The sequence below is a fragment of the Paenibacillus terrae genome, from assembly GCF_005217525.1.
GTDB classification, from domain to species: Bacteria; Bacillota; Bacilli; order Paenibacillales; family Paenibacillaceae; genus Paenibacillus; species Paenibacillus terrae_C.
Genome location: NZ_PNXQ01000016.1, coordinates 776,194 through 789,537 on the forward strand (window position 1 = coordinate 776,194; position 13,344 = coordinate 789,537).

Here is a 13,344-nt window from a genome sequence, read left to right on the forward strand (position 1 = left end):
GCAATTGAGCCAAGAATGTCCATCAAATTATCATACGTCCAGAAATAGGGCAATGTGGCTGAAAAAAACGCCAGCACTCCCATAATTACGACTACAGCCCCATAACGAAAGGAGATGTTTAACCATTTTTCCTTCATGAATGCACCTCTTCACCGCCGCTGGCATACAACAGAAGCTGCTCCTGCTCCACTTCGCCCCGCGTAAATTCCTTTATTATTTTTCCGTCATACATCACCGCAATCCGATCACCAATACCGATGCCCTCAGCAAATTCACAAGTTAGATAGATGACCGCTTTTCCCTGGGCCGCCAGTTCACCAATGATACGGAAAATATCACTTTTCGCCCCGATATCCACCCCCTTGGTCGGCTCGTCAAAAACAAACACATCTGCCCCGGAATGCAGCCATTTTCCTATCGCAACCTTTTGCTGATTCCCGCCACTCAAATATTTAACATTCTGGAGCAGAGATGGCGTCTTAATGCCAAGGGAAGCAACGACTTCGTTACCGTTCGTACGTTCTTTGCGCCGACTGATAAAACCAAGAACACTTAACTTGCCCAACAGCGGAAGACTAAGGTTTCGTTCTACCGTCTCTTCGATCAATACACCCTGCTTACGCCGTTCCTCAGGTATGGACACAATCCCCTGAGCTATCGCATCCGCAGGCTCTCTCAGACGAATGGAGCGGCCTTTGAAGACCAGTTCCCCCTTATCGGGCTTATCCGCGCCTGTAAGAAGCCGGGACAGCTCCGTTTTGCCCGCACCGACCAAACCTACGATCGACAAGATTTCCCCGCGTCTGACCTGCAAATCGACACCGTGAACCCGTAATCCCTTGTGAAGCCCTTTGGCTACGAGCACCGTTTCACCGATAGGAGCATCCGTTTTTGGGAATTCCTCCTCAAATGTTTTACCAAGCATATGCGTAACGATGTCGCCCACACTCAGATCAACAGATGGACCTGTGAACACTCGCTCCCCATCACGCATCACTGTAACACGGTCGCTGTGTGCGATGACCTCCGGCAATCGGTGGGTAATAAGAATACATGCAACGCCCTCTGACTTAAGCGTATGGATCGTGCGGAACAAGCGCCGCGTTTCTTCTTCACTGAGTGGCGCTGTAGGCTCATCGAAGATGATCGTATTCGCTTGCTGTGTCAAAATACGTGCAATAAGCACAAGCTGCTTTTCTGCCAACGTCAACTCAGATACGTATTGCCTTACGTCAATATCGGCCTCCAGCCGTTCCAACGCCTCGCGCGCACGTTTGCGCATGGAACCCGGCGCAGCCCACCAGCGTCCTTCAGGTGCAGACAAATCATCCAGGACAATGTTCTCCGCAACGCTGAGCTGCGGCACAAGCGCTGAATCGACCTCCTGATAGACACAGTGAATCCCGGCTCTCTTCGCCTCCCATGGCGAACCAATGCTCAGTTCCTTGCCTCCTGCAACAATGCTCCCCTGATCGGAACGATACGCGCCGGATAAAATTTTCATCAGTGTACTTTTACCTGCTCCGTTTGCGCCCAGCAGAGCGTGAATTTCGCCGCCATGCACCGTAAAATCCACGGACCGTAGCGCATCCACACCAGCAAACTGTTTGCTGATTTTCTTCATTTCCAGTGTATACACTTGTGAACTCATGGTACCTCCCTCACGCCTGCTTATGATAAAAGCGCGCCGAAGCGCGCCTTGTGCTTTATCTTAAAGTTTATTTGGCCGTTTCATATTCTTTCATCCAATCCTTGTAGCCTTGCTCGCTTTGGCCCCATCCCTTTACATATTGAGACAGCTCGGAGGTGGAGATTTGCTTATCTGGCAATGCTTCACGCTGCACGTATACCGCCTTCAGTACCACTTGCTCCTCCGGTTTATCTCCGTGCAGCTTCTGGTATGCATAGCGCACTTGTACGCGTCCGATATCTGTCGGATCTACAGCCGCTGAAGCCACCCAAGAATTTTTCGGGTCCTGAATCATTTGCAAATCCTCGTCGCTCATATCAATGCCGTACACTTTAATTTCCGTGCGTCCAGCTTGCTGGATGGCGCGTGCTGCACCTTTGGCAAATTCATCCCAGGCAGCCCAGACCGCTGTAATTTGACCCTTAGGATATTGTTTCAACACAGCTTCCATTTTGGCTTGTGTGTCCAAAGCCGGATTCTGAGCTGAGCCAAAAGTTGCAATTTCTTTAATATCCGGATTGGCTTTTAAGAACTTATCGTAAGCAACCTGACGACGCTCCATCGGTGCAAACCCAGCAACCCACACTTTTACAATGTTACCTTTGCCGCCGATATCCTTTTTCATTTGCTCCAGAGTCAGCTCGGCCATGCTTTGGTCATCCTGTGAAAGCACGACAGCCCCCGGAACGTTAACCGCAGCATCGAAGACGATAACCGGGATATTGCGGGAAACCGCTTTTTTCAACCCTGTTTCCAGTAACGCATCACCATGGTCTGTCAAAATGACATCAAACTGCTGGTTAATCGCGCTATCAAGCAAGGAGGCCATTTTTGCCTTGTCGTTGTCTGCTACAAACTTGGTCAGCGTGCCGCCAAATTTCTTAACTTCCTCTTCCACGCCCTGAACATACTGCTGAGAGAACGTGCCTGTGTTAAACTCCATAATTAATGCAACCCGTTTGCCTTTTAAATTTAAACCGTCTGTTTTTGTATCCGTTGTGTTCGCTCCTGTACTGCTTGTCCCTTGGCCGCCGCTCTCTGTTTTCGGCGCACCACATGCAGTGACCAGCAAAACCAGCACCAGCAGCATCATAGCTCCTAGTCCTAGCTTCTTGTTTTTTTGGATATTCATGTTTCGTTTCCCCCTCGTTCATTCAACAAAATGATTCAAATTTGATACTTAATATATCGCGTTAAACCAAGTATGTAAATAGGTTTTATAAATATAAAAATATTTTCTGAGCTTTTATGACAAATTGCGACAAGTCCACATTAAAAAAATAACACAAAGAGCGGATAGCTCTCTGCGTTATTTTTCTTACACGATTTTCATTTACTTTCACTTAAAGAATGATGGCAATCAGACCGCCTGAGCCTTCGTTAATAATGCGGCCCAGCGTTTCCTGAAGCTTGTAGCGTGCATTGTCTGGCATCATGGCGATCTTGCCCTGAATGCCTTCACGCACAATGGAATGCAACGAGCGTCCGAAAATGTCCGATTCCCAAATTTTGATCGGGTCATTTTCAAAATCCTGCATCAGATAGCGCACAAGCTCCTCGCTTTGCTTCTCTGTTCCGATAATCGGAGCAAATTCCGATTCCACATCGACACGAATCATGTGAATGGAAGGCGCTGTGGCCTTGAGCCGCACACCAAATCTCGTGCCCTGACGAATTAGCTGCGGTTCATCCAGCGCCATCTCAGCCAGCGACGGAGCAGCAATACCGTATCCGGTCGTCTTGACCATTTCCAATGCCTCGGCGAAGCGGTCATATTCCCGTTTGGCATGGGCAAAATCCTGCATCATTTGCAGCAGATGATCCTTGCCGCGAATCTCTACCCCGACCACCTCGACCAAAATCTGATCGTACAGTTCATCCGGTGCGAACAGATCAATCTCCGCCACACCCTGCCCCATATTCATCCCGCTTAGACCGGCCCTGTCAATGAATTCATACTCCATAAACTGGCCGACCACTCGGTCTACATCACGCAGGCGTCGAATGTCTTTTACCGTATCGCGGACGGAATTCTCATAATTGCTGCGCAGCCAGTGATCTTCATTCAGTACCATAACCCAGCTTGGCAGGTTCACATTCACCTCATGCACTGGGAATTCATATAATACTTCACGAAGCACGCCTGTAACATCATCTTCTGTCATCGTTGCTGCACTGAGTGTCATGACAGGAATATCATACTTGGCTGCCAACTCACTGCGAAGTTGAAGTGTTTCATCGCTGCGCGGATGCGTGGAATTGATGACCAGCACAAACGGCTTGCCTACCTCTTTCAACTCCTCAATGACTCGCTCCTCCGACTCTACATAAGAGCTACGCGGAATTTCCGCAATCGTGCCGTCTGTCGTGACGACAACACCGAGCGTCGAATGCTCCTGAATGACCTTGCGCGTGCCAATCTCCGCCGCTTCCTGAAACGGAATCGGTTCTTCAAACCATGGCGTGGAGATCATCCGTGGACCATTTTCATCCTCGTAGCCCTTCGCACCCTCTACTGCGTATCCTACACAGTCGACCAGACGGACATTCACATCCAGTCCTTCCGTTACTTTGATCTGGACAGCATTATTCGGTACGAATTTAGGCTCCGTCGTCATGATCGTTTTCCCTGCCGCACTTTGTGGCAGCTCATCTACGGCGCGGGCACGGTCCGCCTCACTTGTAATGTTCGGCAGAACAATCGTCTCCATAAACCGTTTGATAAAAGTTGATTTACCTGTTCGGACTGCGCCGACGACCCCAAGATAAATATCTCCTCCGGTGCGTTCGGCAATGTCTTTAAAAATGTCCACTTTCTCCAATGAAATCCCCTCCTCAAAAGTCTCCGAAGGAAAAATGCTTAATGAGCATCCGCTTCGTGTTCAACCAACTGCTTGATCCCAGATGCGGCAGAACAGCCTTTAAAATGCCCGGAAGTCGTCCGCCGCCGAGGTTCAGGAGACTGATGGAATCGGCGAAACGGCGTAAACTCGTACATGCATTTGGACTGATACCATCATATGTATCCCCTCCGTAAAATATGTTCAGTTTTTTGAAAAAATAGAGTACGTCACAGAGATCACTGCAAAACGATATTTTACGTTTGGGTCCACTCACCTAACATATGCGTGGTGGGGTTCCCCCATGACTTCGATGCTAGATTTATAATAAAAAAAGGATGTCTCTCTGACTTTCTAAGCCAACTCGCCCCCATATTAAGAACACTTTTTTGAGCGTTCACTTTAGGGGTATAGTTTCATAGTCGTCGGATAACATCCTTTGTTTCTTATTCATTTGAGCTTAAGTTTTACCACAGTTCGTCTTCCTGTGCCTGACGCTCAAGCTGTCGCCGAACAGCCGCCTTAAGCTTATCCTCTGGTATCATCACCTCAACATTACTCTGGGCGCGAGCCTGACATGACAAGCGGATGCCTTCATCCAGCAGAGGTCCCAGCTTGCGGCGCTCTGCATCACTTGGCTGGCCTGCGTGTACAGCCCATTCCTGTGAAATATGCACCTTGCACATGAGACAGGCCGCTTTTCCATCACAACGGGTTGGAATATACACGTTCGCTTTACGTGCGGCCTGGAGCAATGTCGTGCCTTGACCGACCTGTACGCGCCTGCCTGACGGCTTAAACGTAATATGCACATCCATAAACGGCCCTCCATTCTTTTAGCAACCACAAACCTGCCAAATTACAGCCTCATTCAGCTTCTGGAATGCAACTCGGGCCAAGGCAAAAGCTCTTGCAGCTTAGCCAGTTGGTCATCTGTCCAAATGTTGCTGATCAGCAGTTGATTCAGTACCGCGATATGTCGCTGCGGATCACGCTTCATGGCGTCTGCTATCGCCTCATATCGGTCAGGTCGATTTCGTAATAGATTAAATAGCAACTCATGACTGAGTGGCATCAGACGCAGTGAAGAACGCCCCAGGTCAAGCCGGATTCCAGCCACCCATAGCAGCCGCTCGACCTCCAAACGATATAAAGCTCCATCGCACAGCACCTCGAAACCACCCACAAGCTCAACTGGAAATCCCTCCAGCTCATAGTGGCTCAGTAATGAAACGTACGAACCACTACAATCCACCTGCTGTTGGTCGATCATTATACCCGGTGCATTCGCATGAAGCTGCTTCGCCGCGTGAATATCTGCATAAATATCAATATCTCGGGGCAGTCGATCCAGCTCAACCTCCTGCACAAGCAACGAACAGCTTCCTCCCAGCATCCAGGGAACAGCATTAGATGCCCAGCCGTCCGCCAAGCTGCTCAGCGCAGCCGTCAGCTCCTGAGGCAGCTTGTTCAATCGCACCGAAGGTATAGCCTCCATCACATGGTTTCCTCCCTTTCCATCCATCATCCCGTTTCCAGTTGGGCACCATTATAACATGTTATGGTTGGTAGTTCGACATTTTATGCATAAGAGAGCAGACGAGAATCTGCTGGAATATATAAAAAAACGTGAACCTGTTCGGTTCACGGAGAATAGAATCAGCCGGTATACGGCCGGAATTTTTATTTTTTCATCATCATTTTCATCAACGATTCCATATTGGAAGGACTGATTCCGCTCTTTTTGACGGCACCGACAATATCCCTTACTGTATCTTCCGACACTGGAATGTTGGCCATCGCAGATACCTGCTTTATCAACTGACGCAACTGTGCTTCACTTTGAAGCGTGTCCGCTTTCACGGTGCTTGCCAGCTTTTTCACCGCATTTTCAGATATGTTTTTTCCGCCTTTTTTGTTAATGGCCTTCAACGCATCTTTCGGAAAGTTTCTACTCACATTCTCCCCTCCTCCGCCATTGCTCAACTCAGTGTATGAACGGTGAAAGCCAAAGGTGATTAAGCTTACAAAAGACATGCCATACGCCTAACTGAAAAAGGCTGTCTCAACCTGTAGATAAAATCTACTTGCGAGACAGCCTTTTGTATGTTTTTATGTGTAGCTAAACCTTTATGAATGCCATTGTTCCCATGTTTGCAGAGGCATGACTTCCATTTCGGTTTTCGGGTCGCGCCCCATGAGCGCCTCGACGGCCTTGCGGACGTCACGTCCTTCAAATAGTACCCCGTACAGCACTTCCGTAATAGGCATCTGAACACCCAGCTTTTGCGAGATCGCATAGGCTGCTTTTGTCGTCCGAATGCCTTCTACCACCATACCCATGGATTCTAGCACATCATCAAGTTTTTGTCCCTGCCCAAGCAGTGAGCCTGCACGCCAGTTACGGCTGTGACGACTCGTTGCGGTAACGACCAAATCGCCAATGCCTGCAAGCCCGGCAAAGGTCAACGGATTGGCTCCCATTTCTACTCCGGCACGAGTAATCTCTGCCAACCCACGGGTCAGCAAAGCCGCTTTTGCATTATCCCCGAAGCCTAATCCGTCCGACATACCCGCACCCAGAGCGATAATGTTCTTCAATGCTCCCGACAACTCCACACCTAACAAATCCCGGTTCGTATACACACGGAAATAGGAGTTCATAAACAGCTCCTGTGCAGCCTGTGCTGCCTTCTCATTAGACGAGGCTACGACAACCGTCGTAGGACATTTTCGCACCACTTCTTCCGCATGGCTCGGACCGGACAGCACGGCAATATCACCCTCCGCAACTTCCAGCTCTTCTGAAATCACCGTGGACATACGTTTGAGTGTTTCCGTTTCAAAGCCTTTAATGGCATGGACAATCAGCATATCCTTGCTAAAGAATGCTTTCAAACTACGCGCCACCTGACGCGCAGCAGCGGAAGGAGCTACGATTACGACTGCTTTAGAACCGGACACCGCAACTTCCATATCGGTTGTAGCCATAATCCGTTCAGACAGGATGGAGCCAGGTAAATAGCGTTCATTCGTATGCTTCTTATTGATTTCAGCAGCTTGCTGTTCGTTTCTCGTCCAGACAGAGACATTGTTGTTATTGGCCGCAAGGACGGAAGCCAGAGCCGTTCCCCAACTGCCCGCGACCAGCACAGCTATTTTCTCAGACAAGACGATCTCCTCCTTTGGAGCCAAGCTTGTTTTCTTTCCCCCGTACCAGTTTGGCAATGTTGGTACGATGTCTCCACACAGCAAACACACAAATAACCAGAGCCGTCCAGAAGAACTGCCATTCATAACCAAGTACCAGCAATATCCAAGGGGTCAAAATGACAAAAATCAGCGATCCAAGGGATACATAGCGCGTAATTACGATTGCGAGAATCGCAATAATTCCAGCATACAATGCGGGAAGTAAGGCAATCGAGACCAATACACCAATGGCGGTAGCAATACCTTTTCCACCGCGAAAGTGAAAATATACCGGCCAGTTATGGCCTGCAATGGCCGCAATGCCACACAAACCCGGTAACCAGAGTGAATTTCCGCCAAGCCAGTGCCCAATCAGCACCGCAACAATCCCTTTAAGTACGTCCAGCAGCAGTACCAGTATGGCAGGGCCTTTACCAAGCACACGCAGCGTATTCGTCGCGCCGGCATTGCCGCTTCCATGCTGGCGAATGTCGATTCCTTTTAATTTTCCATACAGCAGACTGAAGCTGACAGAGCCAAGCAAGTAACTGAGTACGATGGCAACGATCTGTAAAATCAACCTATTCGCTCCTAACCTTCGTCAGACTTGCGCCGTGTAAAGATACGAATTGGAGTTCCCTCAAAGTTGAAGGCGGCGCGAATTTTGTTCTCCAGATAACGCTCGTAAGAGAAGTGCATCATTTCCGGATCATTTACAAATACAACCATCGTAGGCGGCTTAACAGCAACCTGAGTTACGTAGTTAATACGCATACGGCGTCCTTTGTCAGTTGGCGGAGGATTAATCGCAACCGCATCGGAAATAACATCGTTCAGCAAATGCGTCTGAATACGCAAGACATGCTGCTGCGCCACATGCTGAACAACAGGGAGCAGCTTTTGCAAGCGCTGCTTTGTTTTAGCAGACAAGAACACAATCGGAGCATAGGTCATGAACAGAAAGTGATCGCGAATTTTAGTTTCAAACTGGCGCATCGTTTTATCGTCCTTATCCACGACATCCCATTTGTTCACAACAAACAGCGAGGCTTTACCCGCTTCATATGCGTATCCAGCAATGTGCTTATCCTGCTCAATAATACCTTCCTCGCCGTTAATAACGACCAGTACGACATCTGCACGCTCAATAGCACGCATTGCACGCATCACACTATATTTTTCTGTCGTCTCATATACTTTACCACGTTTACGCATACCCGCCGTATCAATCAGTACATACTTCTGACCGTCTTTTTCAAAAGGCGTATCAATTGCATCACGCGTTGTACCTGCAATGTCACTAACAATAACCCGTTCCTCTCCCAGAATGGCGTTAACGAGCGAGGATTTGCCTACGTTCGGGCGGCCGATCAAGGCAACACGGATCACATCTTCTTCATAAATGTCCTCTTCCAGCTCAGGCAAATTGGACGTAATCGCATCCAATAGGTCACCAAGACCTATACCGTGGCTACCGGAAATGGCAATAGGGTCGCCGAATCCATAGGAATAAAACTCATAAATCAGATCCGCACGTTCCAGATTGTCCACCTTGTTTACAGCCACAATAACAGGCTTGCCTGAACGATACAGCATTTGGGCTACCTCTTCATCAGATTGCGTAATCCCAGCCTTCGCATCACTCATGAATACAATAACATCTGCTTCTTCTATAGCTAGTTCGGCTTGCATTCGGATGGATTTCAAGATTTCATCTTCTCCATCTATCTCAATGCCGCCAGTATCAATAATACTGAAGGATTTACCGTTCCACTCCGATATACCGTAAATCCGGTCACGGGTGATTCCAGGCTTATCTTCCACTATGGATAAACGATCCCCGATAATCCGATTAAAAATGGTGGATTTGCCCACATTCGGACGACCGACAATAGCCACAACGGGTCTTGCCATAAATTCACTCCTCCTGTCAATTCTTCCGCTATCATCATAGCAAAAAACATGCCTGTTAGCGATATTGTCACGTAACAACAATCGGCGAACCCTCTGGGTCCGCCGATGGTGTACGTTATGCTTATAAAGTGTATTGATTCAAACTCATTTAAATTTGTTCAGTTTATCGCCAAAACGTTCGCCAAGCGTAATGCTCAGACCGGAATTATTCAAAGAAACGTTCGGATTGTTCAGTTCCTCACGAGGTGCGCGGGATGCACGTGGCGCTCTTTCTGCTCTTGGAGCAGCTTCTGGAGCTTCCTCAGTTTCTTTAATGCTCAGGCTAACACGTTTTTCAGTGGGACTCATTTCAAGAATTTTAACCTTTACTTCTTGTCCTTCTTCCAAAACTTCTTGTGGAGTTCCGATGTGTTTGTGGGAAATTTGGGAGATATGAACCAAACCTTCCACGCCAGGAGCGATTTCAACGAATGCACCGAAGTTAACCAGACGTTTAACAACGCCTGTTACAACGTCACCGTTGTTAAATTGTCCAGCAGCAGATTCCCAAGGTCCAGGCTGTGCAGCTTTCATGCTCAAGCTGATTTTTCCTTTTTCAGGGTCCACTTTCAGGACTTTCACTTTTACTTGTTCGCCTTCAGAAACCGCATCGGAAGGCTTGTCAACATGAGTCCAGGCAATTTCAGATACATGAACCAAACCATCCACGCCGCCTACGTCAACGAAAGCACCGAATTGAGTGAGACGTTGAACCGTACCCACGATTTCTTGTCCTTCTTTCAGCTCAGCCATTACTTTAAGCTTGTTGGCTTCGAATTCTGCTTCCAGAACGTCTTTTTGAGAAAGGATTACTTTGTTGTTTTCATGATCCAGCTCTTTCACGACAACACGCAATGTGCGGCCTTTGTAATCGCTGAAATCTTCAACGAAATGGCGTTCTACCATGGATGCAGGGATAAATCCGCGCAGACCCACGTCTACAACGATGCCGCCTTTAACGACATCATTAACAACCACTTCAAATACTTCTTTGCTTTCAAACAGCTGCTCCAGCTTTTCCCAAGCATTTTCGCTGTCGATTGCACGTTTGGACAGAACAAGTTTTTCTTTGCCGTCGTCGATGCTGATAATTCTAGCTTCAACCTCTTGACCTACTTGTACTGCTTCTTCTGCGTTGTCCAAACCAGAAGACAACTCGCGAATTGGAATAATTCCATCGTATTTATATCCAATGCTTACTACCGCTTGGTTATCTTCCAATTTCACGATTGTACCTTTAACGGTGTCACCTTTTTTCAGGGAGACGATTTGATCGAGCTCGTCTTGGTTTGCCGCTTCAGCAGCTTCTTGATTTTTAATTTCTTCCGACATGTCAATACCCTCCTCAATTCAAAAAAACCATTTATTTAAACCTGCGCATGGCAGAGTTCAAAACACTGTTAAACTTCTGTTCTAGTTTTCCGAGATTAGACACAATTCATGCAGGCCTTTCAATTAATCGTAGGCTCGCCGGTTTCTCGCATTGTACGAATACGAGTCATAATCTCTTCTGTTGCCAGTTCAAGCGGATCTCCTTCGATAACGGCGCCTTTTTGGTAAGCATCCAAATTAACAGGTTTACCGTATATCACTTTCGTTTTACGGAAAAGCTTGTAATCACCAACAATGGCGACCGGAACGGCAGCCGCTCCACTACGCAGCGCAAAGCTGGCAGCACCCTTTTTACCGATTCCCCCGGCTCCCCTGGAACCTTCGGGAAAGATCCCCATAACCTTACCTTCACGCAAAATGGTCAAGGCCAGCTTAATGGATTCCTTGCTCACACCACCGCGTTTGACTGGAAAAGCTCCCAGCTTGTCAATTAACGGACCAAGTACAGGCGTATTAAATAGCTCGGCTTTCGCCATAAAGTGAACCTTTCGATCCAGCAAAATGCCAACTGTCGGAGGGTCCAGATTACTAATATGGTTAGAACACAACAGTACTCCGCCCACAGCAGGAACATTTTCCCTGCCTACTGCCTCAAGTCTGAACAGAAAGCGGTATATGAGACGCAAAATACGGACGCATACAGCATATATCATTGGTTGATCTCTCCATCCTTCGCCGTGGTGCAGTAAGATACAATGGTACCGACGACATCCTGAATGCCCATATGGGTTGTATCCAGCATGATAGCGTCGTCACTGCAACGAAGCGGGGATACCTCCCTCTCCTCATCAAGCTTGTCACGTGCCGCAATGTCACGTTCGAGCTGCTCCAGAGTAATATCATCAGTTCCGCTTAGTTCTTTAAACCGGCGAGAGGCACGTTCCTGAACACTTGCGGTCATAAACACCTTGACTTCCGCATCAGGAAGCACAGTGGTTCCAATATCACGACCATCCATAACGACACCTTTACGAGCTGCCATTTCACGCTGGTTTTCAGTCAAACGCGAACGTAACCCCGCAATACTCGAATACTGTGACACCTTGCCTGTCACTTCCATCGAACGAATCACTGTCGTTACATCTTCCCCGTTACAATAAACCTTTTGGCCTGTAGGGTCCGGTACTAATTCAATCACCAGCTCGGGCACATGTTGAAGCACTTTTTGTACATTTTCCGCCGGAATTTCCTTGCGAATCATATACCACGTTGCTGCCCGGTACATCGCTCCGGTATCTACATAAACATAAGAAAGTGCTTTCGCTACCAAGCGGGCCACCGTACTTTTCCCTGCACCAGCAGGTCCATCAATGGCTACATTTATTTTATTACTTGAAGATACATGTTGCCTTGCCAACGGGTAATTCCTCCTAACCTAACCTCAAGAAAAAAGCAGGCATTGCCTGCGACGTGAAAATTATACCACACATTCAGAGTTGATGCAAAATGAACGGCAGGTTAACAATAAAAGAATAAACCGGGATGATGGCTATCTCCCCCGGAATTCCAACTGACGCTCAAAGCAATATTTGATAAGCTTTTGACGCTCCTGATCAGCAATTTTCTCATATTTTAGCATGATCAGCCTGCGACCGTTTTCCATTTGCTGAATACGTACAATTTCGGATTGGAACGGGACATGCTCCTGAGTTCCATTTTTATAAGGGATCAGAATCCAGCAGGACAATGATTCACCTTCTTCCAGGTGATGTGATCCTTGGGTCTGAAAAGAAACTCCTCCACCTCCCACATCATGTGTTTCACCTACAAACCTTAATTCGTTTGATCCATACTTTACGGCAATTTCCAGGTTGGCCTGAACCCTTAGAAAATTTCGACGCTGAATTTTGCTGATGCTGTCTGGGATAGGCTTGTGAATGCGGACCATCCGAAGCACATCCTCTTTAAAGCCGGTAACGTGGGTATTGAAGTAGTTTTTTATTCCGCCCTCGCTCATAAAAAATATCGACAGTTCTTCTCCTAAAAACAGTTTTTTCAGTTGCCCGCTCGTTTGAGACATGGGTATTTCTATTAGAAAGTTCTGGGACTCCTCTTCCGCAATACGCGACTTAAATTCAAAATGTTCGTCCGCATGATCGGTACCAGCCACTTGTATGTATAGCACATCATTAATTTTAGGAAACAAACCGCCCACCATCCTTATCTATTTAAAAGCTTTAATAAGGTATATAATACCACGACTTTATGCCTATTTTAAGCATTATATTTGCTATAACCATGTCAAAAGCACAAAAAACCTCCTTACTGAAGGAGGTT

General features: G+C 47.6%; 14 protein-coding genes and 1 pseudogene. All 15 read right to left on the reverse strand.

Going from position 1 to position 13,344, the window contains the following annotated elements; translation table 11 throughout:
* Positions 1–137, reverse strand: a pseudogene (locus tag C1I60_RS25930) (ABC transporter permease); the annotation flags it as partial.
* Positions 134–1,651, reverse strand: coding sequence for a sugar ABC transporter ATP-binding protein (locus C1I60_RS21090; protein WP_137063470.1), 1,518 nt, complete (start codon positions 1,649–1,651; stop codon positions 134–136). The gene C1I60_RS21090 and the pseudogene C1I60_RS25930, both read right to left, overlap by 4 nt.
* Before the next feature lie 67 nt (positions 1,652–1,718).
* Positions 1,719–2,822, reverse strand: coding sequence for a sugar ABC transporter substrate-binding protein (locus C1I60_RS21095; RefSeq protein ID WP_137063471.1), 1,104 nt, complete (start codon positions 2,820–2,822; stop codon positions 1,719–1,721).
* Positions 2,823–3,033: 211 nt separating this feature from the next.
* Positions 3,034–4,512 (reverse strand): stage IV sporulation protein A, encoded by a 1,479-nt coding sequence (gene spoIVA, locus C1I60_RS21100; protein WP_137063472.1) that lies wholly within the window; start codon positions 4,510–4,512, stop codon positions 3,034–3,036.
* Positions 4,513–4,525: 13 nt separating this feature from the next.
* Positions 4,526–4,807, reverse strand: a complete 282-nt coding sequence (locus C1I60_RS24990) for a hypothetical protein (protein ID WP_137063473.1) — start codon at positions 4,805–4,807, stop codon at positions 4,526–4,528.
* 190 nt (positions 4,808–4,997) lie between these two features.
* A complete protein-coding gene (locus tag C1I60_RS21110; RefSeq protein WP_044646787.1) occupies positions 4,998–5,348 on the reverse strand; it encodes a 2Fe-2S iron-sulfur cluster-binding protein in 351 nt (116 codons plus the stop codon).
* 53 nt (positions 5,349–5,401) lie between these two features.
* A complete protein-coding gene (locus C1I60_RS21115; RefSeq protein WP_170970885.1) occupies positions 5,402–6,028 on the reverse strand; it encodes a hypothetical protein in 627 nt (208 codons plus the stop codon).
* Between the two features lie 185 nt (positions 6,029–6,213).
* Complete coding sequence (locus C1I60_RS21120; RefSeq protein ID WP_137063474.1) at positions 6,214–6,489, reverse strand: stage VI sporulation protein F; 276 nt, start codon at positions 6,487–6,489, stop codon at positions 6,214–6,216.
* Between the two features lie 171 nt (positions 6,490–6,660).
* Positions 6,661–7,701 (reverse strand): NAD(P)H-dependent glycerol-3-phosphate dehydrogenase, encoded by a 1,041-nt coding sequence (locus C1I60_RS21125; protein ID WP_137063475.1) that lies wholly within the window; start codon positions 7,699–7,701, stop codon positions 6,661–6,663.
* Positions 7,694–8,302: a glycerol-3-phosphate 1-O-acyltransferase PlsY gene (gene plsY / locus C1I60_RS21130; RefSeq protein ID WP_137063476.1), complete on the reverse strand. Its 609-nt coding sequence runs from the start codon at positions 8,300–8,302 to the stop codon at positions 7,694–7,696. Before plsY ends, C1I60_RS21125 begins: the two co-directional genes overlap by 8 nt.
* Positions 8,303–8,313: 11 nt before the next feature.
* Complete coding sequence (der, locus tag C1I60_RS21135) at positions 8,314–9,636, reverse strand: ribosome biogenesis GTPase Der (protein ID WP_137063477.1); 1,323 nt, start codon at positions 9,634–9,636, stop codon at positions 8,314–8,316.
* A 144-nt stretch (positions 9,637–9,780) separates the two neighbouring features.
* Entirely contained in the window at positions 9,781–11,007 is a 1,227-nt protein-coding gene (rpsA, locus tag C1I60_RS21140) for a 30S ribosomal protein S1 (RefSeq protein ID WP_137063478.1), read from the reverse strand.
* Between the two features lie 119 nt (positions 11,008–11,126).
* Entirely contained in the window at positions 11,127–11,720 is a 594-nt protein-coding gene (locus C1I60_RS21145; protein ID WP_137063479.1) for a lysophospholipid acyltransferase family protein, read from the reverse strand.
* Entirely contained in the window at positions 11,717–12,424 is a 708-nt protein-coding gene (cmk, locus tag C1I60_RS21150; RefSeq protein ID WP_137063480.1) for a (d)CMP kinase, read from the reverse strand. Before cmk ends, C1I60_RS21145 begins: the two co-directional genes overlap by 4 nt.
* A gap of 132 nt (positions 12,425–12,556) precedes the next feature.
* A complete protein-coding gene (locus tag C1I60_RS21155; protein WP_137063481.1) occupies positions 12,557–13,213 on the reverse strand; it encodes a flagellar brake protein in 657 nt (218 codons plus the stop codon).
* Between the last annotated feature and the right edge of the window lie 131 nt (positions 13,214–13,344).